This window comes from Arthrobacter sp. HY1533, assembly GCF_027568515.1.
In the GTDB taxonomy this organism is placed as follows: Bacteria; Actinomycetota; Actinomycetes; order Actinomycetales; family Micrococcaceae; genus Specibacter.
The window spans coordinates 53,950-77,297 of record NZ_JANKZF010000022.1 but is presented as its reverse complement, the minus strand read 5'-3'; the positions used below and the strand labels follow the sequence as shown (position 1 = coordinate 77,297).

Annotated in this window: 14 protein-coding genes; 6 read left to right on the top strand and 8 right to left on the bottom strand. The window is 68.0% G+C overall.

Features of this window, described 5'->3' with window-relative positions:
- Positions 1-60 precede the first annotated feature (60 nt).
- The 7 genes from PCK14_RS15740 to PCK14_RS15710 all read right to left on the bottom strand — a co-directional run bounded on the left by PCK14_RS15740 (position 61) and on the right by PCK14_RS15710 (position 9,185).
- The gene (locus PCK14_RS15740) at positions 61-2,712 is read right to left on the bottom strand and encodes an MMPL family transporter (protein ID WP_269939458.1); all 2,652 of its coding nucleotides are present in this window, start codon (positions 2,710-2,712) and stop codon (positions 61-63) included.
- Between the two features lie 49 nt (positions 2,713-2,761).
- A complete protein-coding gene (locus tag PCK14_RS15735) occupies positions 2,762-3,370 on the bottom strand; it encodes a TetR/AcrR family transcriptional regulator (RefSeq protein WP_269939457.1) in 609 nt (202 codons plus the stop codon).
- Positions 3,371-3,459: 89 nt separating this feature from the next.
- Positions 3,460-3,840 (bottom strand): YbjQ family protein, encoded by a 381-nt coding sequence (locus PCK14_RS15730; RefSeq protein WP_269939456.1) that lies wholly within the window; start codon positions 3,838-3,840, stop codon positions 3,460-3,462.
- A 175-nt stretch (positions 3,841-4,015) separates the two neighbouring features.
- Positions 4,016-5,419 (bottom strand): dicarboxylate/amino acid:cation symporter, encoded by a 1,404-nt coding sequence (locus tag PCK14_RS15725; protein ID WP_269939455.1) that lies wholly within the window; start codon positions 5,417-5,419, stop codon positions 4,016-4,018.
- Between the two features lie 103 nt (positions 5,420-5,522).
- Entirely contained in the window at positions 5,523-7,244 is a 1,722-nt protein-coding gene (locus PCK14_RS15720) for a DUF885 domain-containing protein (protein ID WP_269939454.1), read from the bottom strand.
- Positions 7,245-7,269: 25 nt separating this feature from the next.
- Entirely contained in the window at positions 7,270-7,596 is a 327-nt protein-coding gene (locus tag PCK14_RS15715) for an acyl-CoA carboxylase subunit epsilon (protein WP_269939462.1), read from the bottom strand.
- A 5-nt stretch (positions 7,597-7,601) separates the two neighbouring features.
- A complete protein-coding gene (locus PCK14_RS15710; RefSeq protein ID WP_269939453.1) occupies positions 7,602-9,185 on the bottom strand; it encodes an acyl-CoA carboxylase subunit beta in 1,584 nt (527 codons plus the stop codon).
- Between the two features lie 270 nt (positions 9,186-9,455).
- Between PCK14_RS15710 and PCK14_RS15705 the strand changes: the two genes are divergently transcribed.
- The 4 genes from PCK14_RS15705 to PCK14_RS15690 are packed head-to-tail and all read left to right on the top strand — an operon-like array spanning position 9,456 to position 13,503.
- Positions 9,456-10,421, top strand: coding sequence for a biotin--[acetyl-CoA-carboxylase] ligase (locus PCK14_RS15705; protein ID WP_269939452.1), 966 nt, complete (start codon positions 9,456-9,458; stop codon positions 10,419-10,421).
- Positions 10,414-10,998 carry a PH domain-containing protein gene (locus PCK14_RS15700; RefSeq protein ID WP_269939451.1) on the top strand — a complete coding sequence of 195 codons (585 nt, stop codon included), beginning with the start codon at positions 10,414-10,416 and terminating at the stop codon, positions 10,996-10,998. Before PCK14_RS15705 ends, PCK14_RS15700 begins: the two co-directional genes overlap by 8 nt.
- Positions 10,883-12,061 (top strand): adenylate/guanylate cyclase domain-containing protein, encoded by a 1,179-nt coding sequence (locus tag PCK14_RS15695; protein WP_442864743.1) that lies wholly within the window; start codon positions 10,883-10,885, stop codon positions 12,059-12,061. Before PCK14_RS15700 ends, PCK14_RS15695 begins: the two co-directional genes overlap by 116 nt.
- A gap of 44 nt (positions 12,062-12,105) precedes the next feature.
- Positions 12,106-13,503, top strand: coding sequence for a pyridoxal phosphate-dependent decarboxylase family protein (locus tag PCK14_RS15690; protein WP_269939449.1), 1,398 nt, complete (start codon positions 12,106-12,108; stop codon positions 13,501-13,503).
- 4 nt (positions 13,504-13,507) lie between these two features.
- On the opposite strand, the gene PCK14_RS15685 is transcribed toward PCK14_RS15690, so the two are convergent.
- Positions 13,508-16,435: a helix-turn-helix transcriptional regulator gene (locus PCK14_RS15685; RefSeq protein ID WP_269939448.1), complete on the bottom strand. Its 2,928-nt coding sequence runs from the start codon at positions 16,433-16,435 to the stop codon at positions 13,508-13,510.
- A gap of 189 nt (positions 16,436-16,624) precedes the next feature.
- Here PCK14_RS15685 and PCK14_RS15680 point away from each other — a divergent pair, with 189 nt between their 5' ends.
- Positions 16,625-16,864 carry a hypothetical protein gene (locus tag PCK14_RS15680; RefSeq protein ID WP_269939447.1) on the top strand — a complete coding sequence of 80 codons (240 nt, stop codon included), beginning with the start codon at positions 16,625-16,627 and terminating at the stop codon, positions 16,862-16,864.
- Positions 16,865-17,003: 139 nt separating this feature from the next.
- Positions 17,004-23,180 (top strand): Ig-like domain-containing protein, encoded by a 6,177-nt coding sequence (locus tag PCK14_RS15675; RefSeq protein ID WP_269939446.1) that lies wholly within the window; start codon positions 17,004-17,006, stop codon positions 23,178-23,180.
- The last annotated feature ends 168 nt before the right edge of the window (positions 23,181-23,348 follow it).

The window sequence follows — 23,348 nt, the reverse complement described above, 5'->3', positions numbered from 1 at the left end:
GCATGGGGGGGGGTGGCGGGCCCAACGCCCCCACTGCTGCGGACTCGGCGGAGGGTCGGGCTAGGAAACCGGGACGGATTCCTTCTCCGCGGCAGGCGCCTGCGCCACGAGCTTGGCGCCTTCAACGTCCACATCGGGCAGGATGCGGTCCAGCCACTTCGGGATCCACCAGGCCGAGGAGCCCAGCAGGTGCATGGCGGCCGGGACAATGGTCATGCGCACCACGAAGGCGTCAATCAGTACACCGAACGCCAGTGCGAAGCCAAGCGGGCGCACCATGGTCAGGTGGCTGAAGATGAAGCCGGAGAACACGCTGATCATGATGATCGCGGCCGCTGTGACCACGGGGGCCGCGTGCTTGAAGCCGGTGCGGACCGCCTGCTTGGCGTCCTGCCCGTGGGCGTACGCCTCGCGCATGCCGGAGGCAATGAACACCTGGTAGTCCATGGCCAGACCGAACAGCACGCCGATCAGGATGATGGGCAGGAAGCTGAGCACCGCGCCCGGATTGGCAACATCGAAGATGCCGCCCAGCCAGCCCCACTGGTACACGGCCACGACGCCGCCAAAGGCCGCAACCAGGGACAGCAGGAAGCCTGCGGTGGCCAGCAGCGGCACCAGGATCGAGCGGAACACCAGGATCAGCAGGATCAGGGAAAGCCCGACGACGATGGCCAGGTACGGCGGAAGCGCCGCCCCCAGCTTCTCGGAGACATCGACGTTGGCCGCAGTTTGTCCCGTCAATCCGATGGTCACGTCCAGATCATTCGCGATGGCGGAGCCCTGGCCCCGGAGGTCGTGGACCACCTGGACGGTGCTTTCGCTGGCTGGGCCCTCGGCCGGGATGACCTGGTAGACGGCCGTGCGCAGATCCTCACTGAGCATGACAGGCAGGGCGGCCTTGACGTTTTGCACCTTGCGGAGCTGGTCGGCAACGTCGAGGTTCAGGGTGGCCGCCGCGGCCTTGTCCAGCCCTGCCGGCAGCGAACCGACAACGATGATGGGCCCGTTCATGCCTTCGCCAAAGTTCTCACCCGTGATGGAGTACGCCTGGTAGGCGCTGGAATCAACAGGTTCGGAGCCGCCGTCGGGCAGGGCAAGGCGCAGCCCGGTGGCCGGAATGGCAATGACTACCAGCGCCAGCACGGCACCCATCAAGGAGATGACGGGGTGCCTGGTGACCAGCCCGCCCCAGCCGTGGGCACTCTTGGCAACGTCGGCGGCTTCATCGGCTGCGGCAATTTCGGCGTCGTTGAGACCGGCCAGCGCGGCGTTGTGCACCGCCACCCGGCCCTCATTCTTGGCCCACGCCTTCTTGGAGGTGATGCGCCGACCCATCAAGGACAGCAGGGCCGGGGTCAGTGTCAGGGCGATGACGACGGCGACGGCGACAGTTGCCGCGGCAGCCAAGCCCAGCACCGACAGGAACGGCAGGCCGGTCACTGACAGGGCCGCCAGGGCGATGACAACCGTCAGTCCCGCAAAGGTGACGGCGTTGCCGGAGGTGCCCGTGGCCTTGGCGATGGATTCACGCATTTCCATGCCCGCCAGCAGCTGCTGGCGGTGCCGGTTCACAATGAACAGGGAGTAGTCGATGCCCACGGCGAGACCCAGCATGAGGGCCAGCATGGGGGAGATGGATGACATTTCAATGACGCTGGTCAGTGCCATGGTGCCGCCCACGCCAACGCCCACGCCAATCAGGGCCATGAGCAGCGGCAGACCCGCGGCCCAGAACGTGCCGAGCATGATGAGCAGCACGGCTACGGCCACGGCAACGCCCACCACCTCGGAAATGCCGAACAGTGAGGAAACGTCCTCCACGATTTCCTTGCTGTAGGAAACTGTGACGCCGTCGGTTGTGAGGACATTCAGCTTGTCCTGGACCAGCTGGCGGTTGGCCGGGGTGACCCCGTTGACAGATTCGGTGAACTGGACCTGGCCAATGGCGGCCTTGTTGTTTTCGGATACAAGACGAATGCCCGCGGCAGCATCTGCCGTGCGCTGCCCGGCGGTGAGCTCGGCCTTCTTGGCTGCCAGGGTGGCCTGCCCGGCGTCGAACTGGGCTTTGCCGGCGTCGTACTTGTCCTTGCCTGCCTGCCATTGGGCCTTCCCGGCGTCCAGCTGGCCCTGGGCTGCTGCGATTTGCGCGGCTGCGGCTTCGGCCTGGGGCGAGCCGGCCGGCAGTGCGGCGGCTTGTGCCTTCTGGGCGTCCAGCTGTGCCTGGGCGGCGTCCAGTCGCGCTTTTCCGTCGGCAACTTCCTTGGCCCCGGCCTCCAGCTTCGGTGCTTCGGCGGCCGCCTGCGCCTCGCCGGCAGCGAGCTGCTTGGCGCCGTCGGCCAATTGGGCCGCCCCGTCAGCCTTCTGGGCGGTGGTCAGGAACGGGTCAATGACACCCCTGACGGTGGGAACACTTGTCACCGTCTCCAGTGCGGCGGTGATGGCCTCTTCCTGGGCGGTGGTGAACGTTTCACCGTTGCTGGTGGTGAACACCACCGAACCCGTTCCGCCAGATGCTTCCGGCAGATCGGCGGCCAGCTTGTCGGCCATCTGCTGGGTCTCGGTGCCGGGGATCTGGAAGTTGTTGGACATGGGGCCCATGAACAGCGCCACGGCGCCGCCCACCATCCCCACGATGACGACCCAGGCGGCAATGACCAGCCAGGCGCGGCGGGCTGCGAAGCGCCCGAGTTTGTACAGCCAGAGGGCCATGGTGGTTCCGTTCTTTAGAAAAGACTCCGGCGGGAGCCGGGGCTGGTGGCTAGTTGCTGAATCCGGTGCGGATGTGGGAGATGGTGCTGTCGAGGAAGCCGCGCAAATCTGCCAACGATTCCTCCGTGATGTTGGTTCCGTGTTTTTGGAACCAAACCTGGAACGCCGCGCGGCAGCTGCCGGTCACAGCGCCCACCAGGGCGTACAGGTACAGCTCGTCGGTGCCCGGGGGCAGGCGATGCCTGGCCACTTCGGTGATCTTCAGGCTGCATTCCTCCCAGGCCTGGAGCTGGAAGCGGCCCAGCTGGGGGTCCTGGGTCAGGGCGAAGGTTTCGGCGAGGATGGCCAGGTTGCGGGCGCTGCCCACGGCTGAAAGGGCTATCTGGGCTGATTCGAGGACCGGCTCGTCGGTGGGGCGGGCCTCCAGCTCCACGATGACCTGGTCAAGGTAGTTCTGCGTGAAGCTGGCAACGGCCGCTTCCACGGAGGAAAAGTAGTTGAAAAAGGTGCGCCGGGAGACGCCTGCCGCCACGGCGACGTCGTCCACGGTGAAGGAGTTGAGGTCGCCGCTGCGCAGGAACTCAAGGGCGGCACCGGCAATGGCGTCCCGGGTGGCGGCCTTGTTCAGCTCGCGGCGGGAGGGTTGCGGATCGGGCAAGGGGGGATGCGTGGGAAGCGCGGAAGAACTCACATCCCTACACTAAGTGCAAGTTTGCACCTAGTGCAAGTTGAATCCGGAGCCGCGGCTCAGCCCTGGGGGTTCTGGCTGAGGTAAATGGACTGGCCTGTGGCGCCGGGTTCGCCCTCGCCCAGCGGAATGGCGAAGACTGCCGTGCCGTAGGCGCAGACCTCGGTCCAGTTTCCGCCCATCTCGGAGGTGTCGAAGCGGGTTGCCACAATGGCGTTGGCGCCCTTTTGCTGTGCCTCGGTGACCATGCGGGCCACCACTTCCTGGCGGCTTTCGTACAGCGCCTTGGTCATTTCGGGCAGTTCCCCGCCGCCCAGGGAGCGGAAACTTGCCGTGAACTGGGCGCCGATGTGGCGGGCGCGGACCGTCAGGCCCATGACCTCGCCGAAGACGGCGTCAATCCTGTAGCCGGGGATGTCGTTGGTGGTGACGATGATCATTGCGGTCCTTGCCTCGGGGTCTTCGTGTTCCATAAAGCAACCGGCCCGGGGGCGGCCGCCCTGCCTGCCATCCTAGGCGGACGACAAAAAAGTCCCGCCCCGACTCGCCCTTGCGGGCTGCCCGGGACGGGACTTTTCATGGACTTCCACGGTGCGGCGGAACCGCAGGGAGGTGTCAGGCGTTGACGGTTTCGCGCTTCGGGTCGGTGTCGCCGGCCAGCTCTTCTGTGCTGTCGTCGGCGAAGGGGTTGCCGTTGCGGGGCGCGTTGTACAGCGTCTCGTCCAGGATGCCCTGGCGCTTGGCCACAATGGTGGGAACCAGTGCCTGCCCGGCCACGTTGACGGCCGTGCGGCCCATGTCCAGGATGGGGTCCACTGCCAGCAGCAGCCCGACGCCGGCCAGCGGCAGTCCCAGCGTGGAGAGCGTCAGGGTCAGCATGACCACGGCGCCGGTGGTGCCGGCCGTGGCGGCCGAGCCCAGCACGGAGACCAGGGCGATCAGAACGTACTGGCCCAGGTCAAGCTGGATGCCGAAGAACTGTGCCACGAAGATGGCGGCAATGGCGGGGTAGATCGCGGCGCAGCCGTCCATCTTGGTCGTGGCGCCCAGCGGCACGGCGAAGGAGGCGTAGGCGCGGGGGACGCCGAGGTTGCGTTCGGTCACGCGCTGCGTCAGGGGCAGGGTGCCAATGGAGGAGCGGGAGACAAAGCCCATCTGCACGGCCGGCCACACACCGGAGAAGTACGCCTTGATGGACAGGCCGTGGGTCTTGATGAGCACGGGGTACACCACGAACAGGACCAGGGCCAGGCCAACGTAGATGGCCACTGTGAACTTGCCGAGCGAGCCGATCGTGGTCCAGCCGTAGGTGGCCACGGCGTTTCCAATGAGGCCGATGGTGCCGATCGGGGCCAGGCGGATGATCCACCACAGCACCTTCTGGATGACGGCCAGGGCCGAGCCGTTGAGCTTGAGGAAGGGATCGGCAGCCTTGCCCACCTTCAGGGCGGCAATGCCGACCACGATGGCGATGACAAGGATCTGCAGGACGTTGAAGCTGACGCTGGTGGTCAGGGCGCCGGATTCGGCGGCCTTGGTGGAGGCGCTCAGGCCCAGGAAGTTGGAGGGGAACAGTCCGATCAGGAACGCCCACCAGTCGCCGGACTTGCCCGTGTACTCGGCGGGCGTTGCCGTGCCGGTGCCGGCTCCGGGCTGGAAGACTGTGCCCAGCACGATGCCGATGACCACCGCGATGAGGGCGGTGATGGCGAACCAGAGCAGGGTGTTCCAGGCCAGTCGTGCAGCGTTGGTCACCTCACGCAGGTTGGCGATGGAGGAAACCACTGCCGTGAAGATGAGCGGCACAACGGCCGCCTTGAGGATGGAGACGTAGCTGCTGCCGATGGTCGCCAACGTGGTGGTGAGGCCATTGGGGTCGGTCTTGGGGTCGCCGCCGAGCTGGCGGGCAATGAGGCCCAGGACCAGGCCGAGCACCAGGCCGGCAATGATCTGGACGCCGAAGGAGCTGGCCCATTTGGGCAGCTTCGACACTTTGGGGGTGGTTGCTGTGGAAGTCATTCCCCCACGGTAGGCGGCGCACAATAGCACCCGGAAATTTGTGTTTCCCCCTGTTACGGATCGCAACGGCCAATTGTTACGGGCCCCCGCCAACACCTCATTTCTAGCCCAGCAGCGCCATTTTCAGTGTGTCGAGCCCCACTGAGCCAAGGTTCAGGGCCTGGGTGTGGAAGTCCCGCAGCGAGAAGGAATCCCCGTCGCGGGTGGCCCGGGCGTCCCTGATGTCCTCCCACAGACGCTGGCCCACCTTGTACGACGGCGCCTGGCCGGGCCAGCCCAGGTAGCGGTGGAACTCGAAGTCCAGCTGCCCCTCGGAGATGTCCAGGTTGGCGCGCAGGAACTCCAGCCCCGCCTCCGCGGTCCATGTGCCTGTGCCCCAGCGTTCGGGCACGGGCAGTTCCAGGTGCACGCCAATGTCGAAGACCACGCGGGCCGCACGCATGCGCTGGCCGTCAAGCATGCCCATCTTGTCGCCCGGATCGGCCAGGTAGCCCAGCTGGTCCATGAGCCGCTCGGCGTACAGCGCCCAGCCCTCGCCGTGGCCCGAGACCCAGCAGACATTCCGGCGCCAGTCGTTCAGCAGCCCGCTTTGCAGCGTGGCCGTGGCGACCTGCAGATGGTGGCCCGGAACGCCCTCGTGGTAGACGGTGGTGGTTTCGGCCCAGGTGGTGAACGTGTCCTCGCCCTCCGGCACTGACCACCACATGCGTCCGGGGCGGGAGAAGTCCTCCGAGGGGCCGGTGTAGTAGATGCCGCCGTCCTGCGTGGGTGCAATGCGGCATTCCAGGGTGCGCATGATCTCCGGGATGTCGAACTGCGAACCGGCCAGCTCGGCCACTGCCGTGTTGGAGAGCTGCTGCATCCACGCGACCAGCGCATCCGTGCCGTGCAGGGTGCGGGCGGGGTCGGCGTTGAGCAGCGCCTTGGCCTGGGCCACAGTGGCACCAGGCTGGATCCGTTCCGCCACGGCCTCCTGCTCGGCAATGATGCGGTCCAGTTCGGCCACACCCCAGGCGTACGTTTCGGCAAGGTCGACGGCGGAGCCCAGGAATTCGCGTGACGCCAGGGCGTAGCGCTGTGCGCCCACGGCATCCTTCTCCGGTGCCAGGGGCAGCAGTTCCTCCCGCAGGAAGGAGGTGAGCGTGCCGTAGGCCGCGCGGGCCAGTTCCGCATTGCGGGCCAGTGCCGTGGCGAGATCGGCAGGGAGGGCCGTGCCGGCGTCGTCCGCGGCGGGGGACAGCACGGCATTGGCGGCCAGGGTGGTGAAGAAGCCGCCGGACGCGGCGTGGCGCTCGCACTGTTCAATGACTGTGGACACCTGGCGGCGGGCCGCCACCAGGCCGCGGGCGGCACCGGCGCGCAGCAATTCGATGTAGCCCTCCACCGCGCCGGGCACATTGGCCAGGCGCCCGGAGATGTGCTCCCAGTCGGTGGCAGTGGCCGTGGGCATGAGGTCAAAGATGGCGCGGATGCCCTGCGCGGGGGAGGCAATGTTGTTCAGGTCCGCCAGCGGCCAACCCGTGGCGTGGAGTTCGAGCTCCAGGCCCAGGCGTTCGCGCATGGCGTGCAGGGTCACGGCGTCGACGTCGTCGGCCGGCTCCAGCGCGGCAAGGTCGGCCAGTGCGGTGCGTGCTGCCGCGGCCATGGCCTCGAGCCCGGCGGGGGAGTGGTCGCGGTACTCGGTTTCCCGGCCCGGGTGGCCCAGCTCGGTGGCGAAGCCGGGATCCAGCTCCAGCAGCCGCGCCGTGTAGGCGTTGGCGGCCGCGTCGATCGCTGTGCTTTCCCGGGCGGGGACGGGGGTGGTGGGCTGCGCAGGCAAAGTCATGCCCACGAGCCTACCCCCGCAGCGGCTACCTGGCCGAGCGCCGCCACGCCCCTGCGCCCGGCTTGGGCGGCAGGTTCAAGCTGGCACGGCGGGCCCAGCTGCGCCCGCCGGCCTTCTTCGGGGCCTCCACGGCGCCGCCGCCCAGGGCCAGCACGACGGCGGTGACGGCCGCGAGCTCCTCGGCGGTGGGGTTGCCGCGGGTGACGTTGAGCACCGGCTCGGTGGTTGAGCCTGTCGAAACCCGGGTCTCGACAGGCTCGACCACCGGGGTCTCGACAGGCTCGACCACCGGGGTCTCGACAAGCTCGACCACCGGGGTCTCGACAGGCTCGACCACCGGGGTGGGATCCATGGCCGTCACAGCGGGATGTTCCCGTGCTTCTTGGCGGGCAGGCTGGCACGCTTGTCACGCAGGGCGCGCAGGCCCTTGATGAGCTGGATGCGGGTGTCGGACGGGGCGATCACGGCGTCCACGTAGCCGAGCTCGGCGGCCTGGTACGGGTTGAGCAGCTCGTCCTCGTAGTTGCGCACAATCTCGGCGCGGCGGGCCTCGACGTCGCCACCCTCGGCCTCAACCGCTGCCAGGTCGCGGCGGTAGAGGATGTTGACGGCGCCCTGGGCACCCATGACGCCGATCTGGGCCGTGGGCCAGGCCAGGTTCAGGTCCGCTCCCAGCTTCTTGGAGCCCATCACAATGTACGCTCCGCCGTAGGCCTTGCGGGTGATGACAGTCAGCTTGGGCACTGTGGCCTCGGCGTAGGCATAGAGCAGCTTGGCGCCGCGGCGGATGATGCCCTGGAATTCCTGGTCCTTGCCGGGCAGGAAGCCCGGGACATCCACCAGGGTGATGATGGGGATGTTGAAGGCATCGCAGTTGCGCACAAAGCGGGCGGCCTTCTCGGAGGCGTTGATGTCAAGGGTGCCGGCGAACTGCATGGGCTGGTTGGCCACGATGCCCACGGTGTGGCCCTCGATGCGGCCGTAGCCAATCATGACGTTGGGCGCGTACAGGGCCTGCATCTCCAGGAAGTGGGCGTCGTCCACGATCTGCTCAATGACAGTGCGCATGTTGTACGGCTGGTTGGCGGAGTCCGGGATCAGCACGTCCAGGGCGAGGTCGCCCTCGTCGAGCTCCAGTTCCTGCTCGTGCTCGGTGACGGGGGCCTCGGCCAGGTTGTTGGAGGGCAGGAAGTCCAGGAGTTCGCGGACAAACTCGATGGCGTCGCTCTCATCGCTGGCAAGGTAGGTGGAGGTGCCCGTGGTGCTGTTGTGCTGGCGCGCACCGCCCAGGGTTTCCATGTCCACGTCCTCGCCCGTGACGGTCTTGATGACGTCGGGGCCGGTGATGAACATGTGGGAGGACTTGTCCACCATGACGATGTAGTCGGTCAGGGCGGGGGAGTAGGCGGCGCCGCCTGCACACGGGCCCATGATGAGGGAGATCTGCGGGACAACGCCGGAGGCGTGCACGTTGTTGCGGAAGATGTCAGCGAACATGGCCAGCGAGGCCACGCCCTCCTGGATGCGGGCGCCGCCGCCGTCGTTGATGCCCACCACGGGGCAGCCGTTGCGCAGCGCGAATTCCTGGACCTTGACGATCTTCTCGCCGTTGACCTGGCTCAACGAGCCCCCGTAGACGCTGAAGTCCTGGCTGTAGATGGCCACGAGGCGCCCGTCCACAGTGCCGTAGCCGGAGACTACGCCGTCGCCCAGGGGCTTCTTCTTCTCCATGCCGAAGGCCGTGGAGCGGTGCACGGCCAGGGCGTCGAACTCCACAAAGGAGTCCGGGTCAACCAGCAGGTCGATGCGCTCGCGGGCGGTGTTGCGTCCCTTGGCGTGCTGCTTCTCAACGGCTGCCTCGCCGGAGGGCACCTTTGACTGGGCCGACCGCTCGCGGAAATCGGCAATTTTGCCTGCTGTCGTTGAAAGATCGTGGCTCATTGGTACTCCGGCTCGGTAGATGGAAGCTGGCAGCCCTTTCATAGGAACCGCACAAAAGGGCAAACTCTAGCTTCAGTCTAGTAACGGATTCGGCCGTTGCATGTGTAGGAACCCTACAAAGTCGGCAGGAATCCGTCGCAGGTTCCGTGCGTCGGTGCGGCCGCGCCCGCGGGGACAGTTGTTGCACATGCGAGGCAGGGGGCCCGGACTACTGGGTGCGGCCGCGCCCGCGGGGCAGTCTTGTCAGGGGTGCCGGATAGGATTAATCCCATGAACGGCGTCCCCCCATCAGTCAACCGGCCCGGCCTCGAAGCCGCGGCCCTCAAGGCTGCCCTGCTGCGGCCCCTGGGCGGCTTTGCCCGCGTTGAGGTTGTGGAGTCGACGGGTTCAACCAACACCGACCTTGCCGCGCACGCCGCATCGCCGGACGCCCACTGGCCCGACCTCTCCGTCCTGGTGGCCAACGCCCAGGAGGACGGCAAGGGCCGGCTGGGCCGCTCGTGGGTGGTGCCGGCCGGTGCCGCCATGATTTCCAGCGTTTTCCTGTGGCCCGGGGAACGCTCCGCCGCCACTGGTTCCGCTGCACCCTTCGCCGCCACGGGATATGCCTGGCTGTCCATCCTGGCGGGGGTGGCGCTGTGCCGCGCCGTGCGCACCGTGGCCGGCGTCCCGGCCGAACTGAAGTGGCCCAATGACGTGGTCGCCAACGGCCGCAAGCTGGCCGGCATCCTGGCCCAGGTGGTCCCCGCGCCCACCGGGAATGCGCCCGCCGCAAGCGCAGGCTTCACGACCACCCAGGCCGGCCCCGGCGTCGTGGTGGGGGCGGGGCTCAATGTCAGCCTGGCGGAAGGGGAGCTGCCCACCGAACGGGCCACCTCGCTGCTGCTGGAGGGCGCCGTAGGGGACGGGCTTGACCGCAACGCGCTTCTGCCCGCCTACCTCAATGGCTTTGCCGCCCTGTACCGGGACTTTGTTGCCGCTGGCGGGGACGCCCGGGTGCCGCTGGCGGGCGGGGCAAGCCTGCTGGATTTGGCCGGCGGGCTTATGGGCACGCTGGGCCGGGAGGTGCGCGCCGAACTGCCCGGTGGAACCATGCTGCTCGGCACAGCCACGGGCCTTGCGGCCGACGGCGGGCTGCTGCTGCGCGACGCCCAGGGCACCATGCACACCGTCAGCGCCGGGGATGTGGTCCACCTGCGGCGCACCGGCCCCGACGGCGCGGTGGGCTATGCGTAACTGGCTGTTGGAGGGCGAACAGGTGGAACTGCGTTGCCGCCCCCACGCGCGCATCCTGGTCTGGCCGATCACGGCCGGGCTGCTGGCCATCCTGGCCGGCTCGGCGGCCTTGGCCAAGCTGCAGCCCGTGCCGTACTCGCAGTGGGCGCCGGACGCCGCGCCGCTGCGCGAGCCGGCCATGGTGTTGCTTGTGCTGCTGCTGGGATTCTTCCTGCTGCTGTATCCCGTGCGGCGGGTGCTGCGCTGGAATTTCACGCGCTACATTCTGAGCAACCGGCGCCTGATGGTGCGCGGCGGCATGCTGGGCCGCACCCGGGCGGAGTACCTGTTGGAGAACGTCCAGGAGGTGCAGCCCGCGCAGAACTGGCGCCAGCGGATGGTGGGCTCCGGCGACCTGAAGCTGCACTTGCTGGGCGGGACAGAGCGGACCGTGGCGGAAGTTCCCGAGTTGAACAGGTTTAATGGGGAAACACAAAAGGCCTGGAGTGTGGCGTTCCGGGCGGCCCAGCCGGCGGGATACTCTGGTGACGACGGCACGAGCGAAAAGGAGCTGCGCAAGCTTGGAAGAGACAACTGATCCACCCGAGCCGCTGCTGCCTCCTGCCTCACGCAACCAAACCAAGGCCCTGGAAGCCCAGCTTTTGGGCGGCGAGCGGACGCTCAAGCGCCGCGATGTTGCCGCCGGGGTTGGCGTTTCACTGCTGTCCGCACGCAAAATTTGGCGCGCCATGGGCTTCCCCAACCTGGGGGACGACGACGTCGCCTTCACCGAGCGCGACAAGGACGCCCTGCAGATTGTGGTCACCATGGTCCGCGAGGGCCTGCTGACCGAGGAAACGGCCATCTCCGTCACCCGCTCGATCGGCCAGATGACCGACCGCATGGCCGTTTGGCAGATTGAGGCGCTCGTTGAGGACCTGGTGGTGGAGCACGGCATCAGCGACGCCGAGGCCCGCCGCGCAGTGGTGTCCGAGCTGCCCAATTTGATCGCACCCCTTGAGGAACTGCTGGTCTACTCCTACCGCCGCCAGCTCAACGCCGGCATCCAGCGTCTGGCCGTGCGCGCCTCCGAGGGCCTGGCCGCCAGCGAGTTGGGGCGCGACGGCGGCGAGGACGACGCGCCGCTGCCCCTGGCCCGGGCCGTGGGCTTCGCCGACCTGGTCAGCTACACCTCGCTGTCCCGGCGCATGAATGAAAAGACATTGGCCCGGCTGGTCCAGCGCTTTGAAAACATCTGCGCGGAAATCATCAGCGTGGGCGGCGGGCGCCTGGTCAAGACCATTGGCGACGAAGTGCTGTTCAACTGTGAAACACCCGTGGCAGGGGCCCAGATTTCGCTGGCCCTGGCCGAGGCCATGGCTGCCGACGACTTCCTGCCCGCGGCCCGCGTGGCCATGGTCTGGGGCCGTGTGCTTTCCCGCCTCGGCGACATTTACGGCCCCACCGTGAACCTGGCCGCCCGCCTGACCTCGCTGGCCCAGCCCGGCACTGTCCTGATCGACTCCGTCACCGCCTCGGCACTGAGCAACGACGACCGCTTCATCCTCACCCAGCTGCCCGTGGAAAACGTGCGCGGCTTCGGTGAAATCGCCCCCGTGCTGCTCGAGCGCGGCAAGGGCAAGGGACTCGTCGTCGACTGATCCGCCCCTTTCCGCCGTGCCCGGGCAGGCGTAGCGTGTGCGGCATGGGCATCGAGAACTTTTCAGGGGACTACCGGGCGGCCCTGGAACGCGCCCACGCACATGCAAGCAGCTGGCTCGGATCACTGCCAAGCCGACCGGTGGGCCCGCGGATGGACGCCGACCAGCTCCTGGCCCGCTTCAACCAACCCCTGCAGGAACAGCCCCTGCCGGCTGCCGGGGTGGTTGACGAACTGGCCCGGCTGGCCGAACCCGGGCTCATGGCCATGCCCTCCGGCAGGTTCTTCGGCTGGGTCATGGGCGGCACGCTCCCTGCCGCCATGGCCGCCGACTGGCTTGTGACCGCCTGGGACCAAAATGCGTCCATGCGCTTTGCCACCCCGGCCACGGCGGCCGCCGAGGAGGTGGCCGGCCTGTGGCTGCTGGAGCTGCTGGGCCTGCCCGCCGGGTCCGACGTCGGCTTCACCACAGGCGCCACCGGCGCCAATTTCGCCGGCCTGGCCGCCGCACGGGCGCACGTGCTGGCGGAGGCAGGCTGGGACCTGGCCGCGGAAGGGCTGAGCGGCTCGCCTAGGGTGCGCGTCCTGGTGGGCGCCGAACGCCACGCCTCCATCGACATGGCCCTGAAATACCTGGGCCTGGGCACACCGCAAGCCGTGGCAGCCGATGCGCAGGGACGAATTATTCCGGCGGCACTTGCCGCGGCATTGGAGGCAGGCAGCGGCCCGGCCATTGTCTGCCTGCAGGCAGGCAACCTGCATTCGGGGGCCTCGGACCCCATGGGCGAGGCCGCCGCGATTGCCCACGCGCACGGGGCCTGGGTCCATGTGGACGGCGCGTTCGGCCTGTGGGCGGCGGCGAGCCCCACCCAGAGGGGGCAGCTGGCCGGGCTGGGCGACTGCGACTCCTGGGCCACGGATGCGCACAAAACCCTCAACGTCCCCTACGACTGCGGCGTGGTCATTGTCTCCCGCCCCGAGGCCCTCCGCTCGGTCTTTGGCGTGCACACGAGCTACCTCATGACCGCCGGCCAGGGCCACAGCGACCCCTTTGAAAAGGTGCCCGAGTTTTCCCGCCGGGCACGCGGCGTCCCCGTCTGGGCCGCGCTGCGCTCCCTGGGCAGTTCCGGCGTCGCGGCCCTCATCGACGGGCTCGTGGCCAATGCCCAGGCGTTTGGCTCGGCATTGTCGGCCATGGACGGCGTCGAGGTGCTCAACGAGGTGGTGTTCACACAGGTGTGCGTCAGCTTTGGCAGCGACGAACGGACCCGGCGGGTCACTGCCCGCATCCTGGCCGACGGCGCCACATGGATGTCAGGTTCCCACTGGGCCGGCCGGGACATCCTGCGCATCTCCGTGAGCAATTGGTCCACGGACAGCGCCGATGTGGCGGCATCGCTGGCCGCCATTGAGCGGGCGTTGGCGGCCGAAGGAGCGGGTTGATCCCTTAGCGGGCCCCGGCGGGACGCGTCGCCAGCCGCGCCAGGTCAATGCGGTTTGCCGCCCCCGACTTCCGCAGCAGGTTGGAGATGTGGGTGCTGACGGTTTTCTCGCTGACCACCAGCTCCGCGGCAATCTCCGAGTAACTGAACCCGGCAATGACCAGCTCCAGCACCTCACTCTCGCGTCGCGTGAGCCCCTGCAGCCGTGCCGCTCCGGTCCCGTTTGCCGCCGCAGCCGTTCCGGAGGTGATCCGGGCGCCCGTGGCCAGTGCATTCAGCTGGTCAAGGAGGGGAGTGGCCTGCAGTTCCGTGGCCAGCTGCAGGCCACGGCGGAGGACCGGAACTGCCTGCTGCCGCCCCGAGTGGCCGTGCAGCAGCATGGATTCGGCGGCCCGCCAGCACGAATACGCCTCCTCCCACCTTAGGGAAGCCGCACCGCATGCGTCGGCGGAATCCGTCCACTGTGCGGCGTTGGCGGCACCTCCCCGGGCCCGGCCCAGCTCCGCCTGGTACAGCGCATCGAAGGCGGCAACCTGGGCCAGGTGCAGGGGGGTGTTGTTGCCAGGTTCGCGCAGTGCCGCAGGAAAGCTCAGCTGCAGCCGCCCCAGGTCAGCGAGCAATGGGGCCGTGGGCAGGCCGTCGTCGCGGGCTGCCTGGACCTGGTCCGCCAGCGCACGGGCGGCCAGCGGCACCAGCCATTCGCACATGGTGGGCGGTTGGCCCGCTGCCGCCAGCCCCGCCATGGCTGCCGTGCAGGCATCCGCCGGCCTGCCCGCAGCCAGCAGGACCTCGGCCCGGACGGCATCGAAGCAAAGGTTCGTGAACGTCGAGGAGGGCGGGAACAGTTCCCCACCCCGGGCCAGGTGCGCCTCGGCCTCCGACTGCCTGCCCTGCCAGGCGGCCAGCCGGGCCGCCGTCAGCCGGGCGGCCACATCACCCAGGCCGCCGGGATCTGAACCGAGGGCAATGCGCAGGGCGGCCATGCACTCCCGCCACCGTCCAACGGCGAGGTAGCTGGACGCCTCATCGGCGGCCAGTTTGGCCAGGTAGGCGTGCGGGGCCCCCAGCACTGTCAGCCGTTCCCTGCCGGCGCGCATCAGCTCGGCGTAGGCCTGGCCCGTCCATGCCTCGGCCGCGTTGGCCTGCCACATGATGGCATGCACCATGGCCCAGAAGTCGCGGACCTGGGCTGCGGCGTCGGCCGCAGCCGAGGCCAAGTCCAGTGCGCTGCCCTCCTGCCCGGCAAACAGTGCGGCCATGGAGTTCGCGGTCAGGGCAAAGGACAAGGCCCTGGGATTGCCAGCCGCCCTGGCCTTGTCCAGGGCCCGGGCGGCCATGCCCGGGGCGGCAGGGTCGGCCATCCACAGTGCCGCGTGGGCCTGCTCCGCCAAGGCGTATGCGTGCTGCCAACTGCCGGGGTGGGCCCGTGACAGCTCCACCGCCTCCTCTGCGGCGGCGGGGGAAAGAAATTCCCGTCCCGTGGACATGCGCAACAGCATCCGCCGCACCAAAAGTTCTGCAACGTCCAGGGGTTCCCCAAGCCGGTCCATCCCCGCCAGCAGGGCCTCCACCGCCTCAAGCTCGGTTTCCGCAGCCCCGGCTTTTTCCGCCGCATCGCGCAACCGCTGCCACAGCTCCAGCTGGCTTTCGGGTGCTTCGGGGAGTTCACCGTGGAGGGCCAGGGCTCGGCGCAGCAGGGGCAGCGTCTCCGCGCCGCCGCCGGCCTGGCCGGCGGCGGCCGAGCCGCGCAGCACCCAGCGATAGGCGTCGGCGGCATGGCCGGAATTGAAGTGGTGGTCGGCCAGTGCCGCAATCCAACCAGGGCCGCCGCCGCCGTCTGGCCACAACCCTGCCGTGTCCGGCGGGTGTGCTTCCGCATGGGCGGCAAACAGGGCATGCCAGTGCCTGCGCGAGTCGCCGTCCAGGCCCTGCTGGAGCACCTCGGCAATGAGCGGGTGGTGGAACCACCACAGGGCCCCAGCTGCACTGCACTCCAGGATTCCTGCGGCGGCGGCCTCCTGGAGCGGCGGCAGCACGCCGTCGTGGTTTCCATCCAGCCGGGACACGGCCGCGAGGTCGGGCGAGGACAACGGCCGGCCGCCCACGGCCATGAGCTGGGTCAGCCGCCGGGCACTGCCGGAAAGGCTGCGCCAGGAACGCAGCACGGCACCCTTCAAGTCGGCGGGCAGCCGGGCCGGCAGGTGGCGGGCATCCGCATCCAGGCCGGCAACCACCAGCCGGTTCAGGTACGCGTTGCCCCCGGTGTGCCCGTAGACCTCCTCGAGCAGCGACTGGTGCGGGGGTGCGCCCAGCAAATGGGTCAGCTGGGTTTCGGTGTCGGGGCGGTCCAGGGGGCCCAGGTCCAGCCAATGGGTCCGTGGCATGCGCCGGATGTCGGCGAGCCAGCGCTGCAGGGGGTGGTCCTCGCCGATTTCACCCGTGCGCTGGGTGGCGACGATGGCGAGCTTTCGGGCACCCGGACCGGCCACCAGGTACATCAGCACATCAAGGGTGCCCTGGTCGGCCCACTGCAGGTCGTCGATGACCAGCAGCACGGGGCGGTGGGCGCACAGGCCCTGCAGCCATTCGTCAATGGCCGGCAGCATGTCGTTGGGCATGCCTGCGGCCACCCGCAGCGGGGGGAGCGTGCCGCCGTCAAACGTGGGGGCTGTGCGGAACGCCGAGATCAGGGGCAGGAACGGGACAGACACGGTGGACAGGGGCAGGCATGCGCCGGCAAAGGCCCAGCCGGCAAAGGCGGGGGAGGCCGCCGCGTGCTGGACCAGCGCAGTCTTGCCCACGCCGGCATCGCCCGTGACCACAAGGGTCCCTGCCGTGCCCGTTTCTGCCCCTGCCAGAAAGGCGCGCAGGGAATTCAGTTCCGCCGCCCGTCCCACCATCACAGCGCCCGGGGCGCCTGCAATCTCGGCCACCCTACAAGTTTCGCACCGTGGCAGTCCGCGGGGGCGGAATCGCAGCAAAAAGATCAGGGCATTTGGGTGCTTTCTGGGGAGGCATTCCCGATGCCCGGAGCGACCCTTGCGGAGGAGTGTTGAAACACAGGCCACAAGGGCCGCGGACGGGCAGGCCGGCAGGGCCTTCCCGCAACGAAAGGCAAGGAAATGTCACTAACCAGCACCAAGGCAACGCGGCGGGCAGGGGTGGGCGCCATCGTCCTTTTCCTGGCTTTCGCCGTCACAGCACCCGCTTCAGCGAGACTGGATCCGGGGACCAGCGGCGGCATCATTCTGCCGTCAACCACCCAGCAGTGCGCCATGGAACGGATCGGCCCGCAGTTGATCCGTTGCGACAGCCTCACGGGGGCGGGGGCCACGGCACCATCCTGGGTTCCCGAGAGGTAGGGCGGGGCCTGAAGCCAGGGCCGGGAAACCTTTAGCCCATCATGTGGATCAATCCGGTAGGATTGCAGCGGCGCCTTTAGCGGGCGGGCAGTTGTTCGTACCCGAATGCCCACAAGATTCGGATGATTAAAGGTTTCCCATGGCTTTGAGCGATCTCTTCAGCAAGTCCTCGAACAAAAAGCAGATGTTCACAGCGTCCGCAGCGGCTGTTCTCACTGCCGCAGTGGTCACTGGTGCCGTGGTGTACCCGGGCTTCACCACCGCCGATGTGGACCTCAACGACGGCAGCGTGTGGGTCACCAACCGCGCCGACGGCATGGTGGGCCACCTCAACGACCAGTCCAAGGTGCTCGACGGCGGCTTCAGCGCCACCACCACCGAGTTCGACGTCATCCAAAACGGCAACAACGTCTTCATGGACGGCGACGGCGGCAGCCTCCTGAACCCCGTCAGCGTTCCCCTCATGGCGATGGCCGCCGAGACCAGCCTGGGCGGCGGCAAGGAAGCCGCCCAGGGCACCCGGATCGTTGCCCTGAGCGATTCCGGCGCCGGCAAGGTGTGGGCCATGGACAATGCCGCCGTTCCCGGCTTCAACGACAAGACCAGCGAGCCCATCCTGTCCGGGCTGGGCAGCGCCGTCTCGGCCGTGGCCCCCGACGACACCATCTACACAGTTGACGGCAAGGCCGGGGAGCTCATCACCACGGTGGTGGACGGCACCGGCAAGGCAGCCTCCCAGGAGCGGGTGAAGCTCGAGGGGCTGGCCGGAACGGCCGATCCCCGGCTGACAGTGGCCGGCGGCAAGCCCGTGGTCCTGGACCCGGAAACCGGCAGGCTGTTCCTGCCCGGCGGCAAGTCGGCCACGCTCCCGGAGGCCAAGGGCGCCCTGCTGGCCCAGCCAACGGCCGAGGGCGACTTTGTGGCCCTGGAATCCGCCACTGCACTGTTCACCCAGCCCCTGGACGGATCGGCCGCCAAGGTCCTGCAGCTTGGCAGCACCGGCAGGGCGGCGGCGCCCGTGGTGCAGGACGGCTGCGTCCACGCCGCCTGGTCCGGGGCCAACAAGTACGCCCTGGCCTGCAACGGTACCGGCGGGCTTGTGGACATCCCCAAGGCCGCCGCGAACTCCGAATTTGTGTTCCGCAAGAACCGCGACGTGGTTGTCCTGAACGACGTCAACTCCGGCAATGTGTGGCTCGTGAACCAGAACATGCTGCTGGTCAACAACTGGGACGACCTCAAGACAGACCTGAAAAACGCCGACAACGCCGACAAGGACTCCGCCGACCCCAATGTGGTCAGCACCCTGCCGGACCGGACCAAGCCCAACCGCCCGCCGGAGGCAGCCCCCGACTCCTTCGGCGTCCGCGCCGGGCGGACCACCATCCTGCCTGTGCTGTTCAACGATTCCGACCCCGACGGCGACGTGCTCACTGTGGAGCCGCCCGCCGTCGAACCCGCCTTCGGTGCCGTGGCGTCCATCTATGACGGCACGGGACTGCAAATTGCCGTGCCCGAGGGCCAGGCCGGCGCCGGGAACTTCCAGTACACAGCCAACGACGGCCGCTCCGGCACAGCCAAGGGCTCCGTGGATGTGCGCGTGGTGCCCGAAAGTGAAAACACCAAGCCCCGCACCATGCGCGAGACCACTTTCGTGGTGGAACTGGGCCAGGTCATGAAGCAAAATGTCCTGACCGACTGGATTGACCCGGACGGCGACGACATCTTCCTCAACAGTGCCGTGTCCGACGACGGGTCCGCCATCATCAAGACATCGCCCGACGGCGAACTCAGCTACGCGGACGACGGCGAGAACGTCGGCATGAAGACCATGACGATCACAGTCTCCGACGGCCGGGAAATCACCGAAAAGAAGCTCAAGGTCAATGTAAAGCCCTCCGGCGGGGTGCCGCCGGTGGCCAACGCGGACTTTGTGCGCGCCGTGGCCGGCCAGCCGGTGGTGCTGGCACCGCTGAAGAACGACCAGGACCCGGCCGGCGGCAAGCTGCGCCTGGCCAGCGTCTCCAAGCCGGCCAATGCCACGGTCTCGGAGATAGCCGACAACGGCACCGTGACGTTCAGTTCCGACACCGTGGGCGACGTCTACCTGGAATACCAGGTGACCAACGGCCCCATGAGCGCAACGGGCCTGATCCGCGTCAAGGTGTCCGAGGCCGACAAGGCAGGCCTGCCGGTCGCCGTGAAGGACCTCGTCATGCTGCCCTCGGGCGGTTCGGCGCTCGTGGACGTGCTGGGCAACGACTCCGACCCCGCAGGCGGCGTGCTGGTCATCCAGTCCGTGGACCTGCCCGTGGGTTCGCCCGTGTCGGCCACCATCATTGACCGCAACATCATCAAGCTCACTGACCTGCGCGGGCTCAAGGACAAGATGGGCATCAAGTACACCATCTCCAACGGGGCCGGAAACGCCACGGGGGAGATCTCAGTGGTGCGCATCCCCGCCCCGGACAAGCTCCTGCCGCCGCGCGTGGAACCCGACACCGCCATTGTGCGCGTGGGCGACGTGGTCACCATCCCCGTGCTGGAGAACGACACCGACCCCAACGGCGAGGTGCTCAAGTCCCCCGTGGTGGTGGAGGCGCCCGATGCGGCGTTCGGCAAGCTGTTCACAGACCAGAACCAGCTGCGCTTCATTGCCGGGCCCACCCCCAAGAAGGTGCAGGGCGTCTACAAGGTTGCCAACAGCACCGGCCAGTTCAACTCGGCACCCATATCCATCACGATCGTGGCCGCCGACCCCGAACGCAACCTGCCCCCGGCACCCAAAAACCTGACCGGGCGCGTCATTGCCGGGGACATGGTCAGGATCCCCGTGCCGTTGAACGCCATTGACCCCGAGGGCGATTCCGTGCAGCTGGTCGGAATCGACAAGGGCCCGGCCCTGGGCACCGCCGAGACCGGAAACGGCTACATCTTCTACACGGCCGGCGGCAGCTCCGCCGGCACGGATTCCTTCACCTACCGGGTGCGGGACAGGCTCGGCGCCGAGGCCGTGGCACGCGTGGACGTGGGCATCGCGCCGCCGCTGGCCGTGAACCACCCGCCCGTGACCGAAGACGACTACATCACCATGCGCCCCGGCCGCAAGGTTGCCCTTGACGTGCTGCTCAACGACTCCGACCCCGACGGCGGCCTGCTGGGCCTGGTCAAGGACGGATTCGACGGCCCCGAGGAAATGCTGCCCAGCGTCACCGACAAGGGCAAGGTCCTGGTGACGTCACCCATGGAGCCGGGCATCGCCACCATGCTGTACACAGTGGCCGACAAGTTCGGCGCCCGCGCCACCGGCAACATCCGCATGACTGTCACCCCGGACGCCCCGCTGAAGGCGCCCATCGCCCGCGACGACAGGGTCACCGTTAAGCAGATGCTGGGCAAGAACACCGTGGATGTGCCCGTGCTGGAGAATGACGCCGACCCCGACGGCGTCACGGAGGAACTCAAGCTCAGCATCGAAGCCGTCAACGGAACCAAGACTGACAATGCCTCGGTCACCGGCAACGGTGCCGTGCGCGTGGTCCTGGCCCCGCAGGACCAGATGATCCCGTACACAGTCACCGACCAGGACGGCCTGAAATCCACGGCCGTCATCTGGGTGCCGGGCCTGGACAAGCAGTACCCCGTGCTCAAGAGCAACGAGGTCATCCGCCTGACCGCCGGTGAAAGCGCCGTCATGAAGCTCGCCGACTATGTCCAGGTCCGCGAGGGCCGCAAGCCGCGCCTGACCGAAGCCTCAAAGATCTCCCTCGTGGGGGCCGGGCGGGACAAGGTGATCGTTGGCGACGGCGAGGGCGTCAACTACGCCGCCACCATCACCTTCTACGGCCCCGGCTCCATCACCTTCGAGGTCACCGACGGCTCCGGCCCCGACGACCCCAACGGGCTGAAGTCCACCCTCACTGTCATGACCCTTGTGGATCCCGCCCCCGCGGGCTCCAAGCCGAAGAAGGACGGCGAGAAGAAGCCCGAGGAAAAGAAGAACACCCCTCCCACCTTCACGGGCTCATCCCTTGACGTGCCCCAGCAGGAGTCGGTGACGCTCGACGTCGGCCCGCTCGCCTTTGACATCGACCCCGGCGACAAGGACAAGTTCAAGTACGCCCTGGCCGGGGACAGGCCCGCCAACTTTGACGTTGACTTCTCCGGCACCGTGCTGAAGGTGCGGCAGAAGGACGGCACCAAGGTGGGCGAGAGCGCCACGGTGCAGCTCACCGTCACCGACGGGAGCAACGCCCCGGTGACGGCGGATGTGGTGCTGCGCGCCACGTCGTCGTCGCTTCCCTTGCCCGTGGCCAACGAGGACATTGTTCTTGACGCCCATGCCGGCCGTGCCGAGGTGGTGGATGTCCTGAAGAACGACGTCAACCCCTACCCCGACACGCAGCTGCGCGTGGTGGACACCATGACGGAAACGGGCAGTGCAGGCGTGAGCGTTTCACACACCGACGGTGCCGTGACGGTCAACAGCGAGCCCGACTACAAGGGCACGGTGGTGGTGCGCTATGTGGTCCAGGACAAGACCAAGGACGAGGCGCGCAACGCCACGGGGCGCATCAAGATCACCATCAAGGGCCACCCCGACGCCCCGGCCAAGCCGCAGGTCATGGAGGAAAAGGACCAGGCCGTGCTGCTCACCTGGGATCCGCCGGCGGACAACGGCTCGCCCATCACCAAGTACACGGTGGCCTGGGCCGGCGGCACGCAGGACTGCGACACCAACACCTGCACCATCACGGGCTTGACGAACGCCACCACGTACAAGTTCAAGGTCACGGCCACCAACGCTGTGGGTGCCTCCCCGGCATCGCCGGAGTCCGTGGAGGCCACCCCGGACACCATGCCGGATGCCCCTGCCGCCCCCACCACGGAATACGGTGACAAGTCCGTGACCGTGCGGTGGGTGACTCCTGTGGGCAAGTTCTCCGCGGTGACCAAGTTCAATGTGGAGATTTCCCCGGCCCCGGCCGGCCAAAACGCCCAGAAGGCGGACTACGTGGGCAACTCGGTGACGTGGACCGGCCTGGACAACGGGACCGAGTACCAGTTCCGGGTGCAGGCCATCAACAATGCCCCTGACCCCTCGGAGTGGAGCCCCTATTCGGCCTCGGTGGTGCCGGCCGGCCTGCCGTCTGCCCCCAATGCACCCACGGTGCAGCTGCTCGACAGCGTGGGCAACCAGAACCAGATTTCGGTGCAGTGGAACGAGCCGTACAACAACGGCGCCGCCATCACCAGCTACACCTTGACGCAGTCCGGCGGAGGTGCAGCCACCCAGGCGATTCCCGTGTCCGGGACCAGCCACACCGTCACGGTTGGCACGTCCACCAGCCCGTACACGTACTCCGTGACGGCCACCAACAAGGCAGGGGAGGGTGCGGCCAGCCCCAACTCGGCACCCCAACGTGCCGTGGGCAAGGTGGGGACCATGGCCGCCCCGGGGATCAGCATCCAGGACCAGAACGGTGCGGGCGGATCCGTTGCTGTGACGTACCAGCCGCTGTCCGCGGCGCAGCTCAACGGCTACGCAGCCAACGAGGTCACGTACTGCGTAAAGCTGTCCACCACGGGTGAACGCTGCGGCGTGGGCTCCGGGGTGAAACTGCCGTCACCCAATGGCGCCAATGTTTACGCCACTGTCTACGCCCGGGCCTCGGCAGGGGCCGCTGGGTCGGTTGGCGACGCTTCGGGCGCCTCCGCCACGGTGTCGCCCTACGGCATTCCTCTGCAGAATTCGGTGTCGGGAAGCCGGTCCGGGCAGGGGGACAAGACCGTGCGCTGGACGTGGTCCGCGGCCAACAACAACGGCAGTGCCATCACCCGCTATGAGAGCAGCCTCAACGGCGCCGGCTGGGAAGGCCGGGGCATGAACATGAGCTACTCCACCGGAACTGCCGGCTTCGGGGACGCGGCAAACCTGCGCGTCAGGGCCTGCAACGCCGGCGGCTGCGGCCCGGCATCGGCGCCGGCCACGTCATGGGCCGGTTCGGCCCCGCCGCCGCCGGACCCGCCGGCCACCTATGTTCGCGTCGAAGCCGGCACCTGGCATTCCTGCACCATGGGTCCCAACGGCGGTGGCGTGTTCCAAAGCAACCCCGCCCGCTGCGATGGGGCGGTCTCACCGGGTGGCAACGTCAACCTGGGCGGGAACTGGCTTGACTACGCGGACGGCTGGATCAAGGTGTCCGGCTGCCGCAGCAATTGGTACGTCATGGCCGATGGTCCCGTTGCCGGCCGGTGGGTGCGCAGCGACACCGTCGACGTCCGCGATGAGCACGGCGGCAACATCCGCTGCTAGCCAGCTTGGCAGCCGGCCGTGGGGAGCCTCCTTCAGGGGAGTGCTCCCCATTGCCGTTCCCGGCCACATCGGGAACACTGGCAGTTGGTGCACCTGGGCAAGCAGTTTGCAGGCAGCACCAGGGGTTTCATCCAGCCGGTCACTATCCGCCGGCTGAGCTAAGGGTTT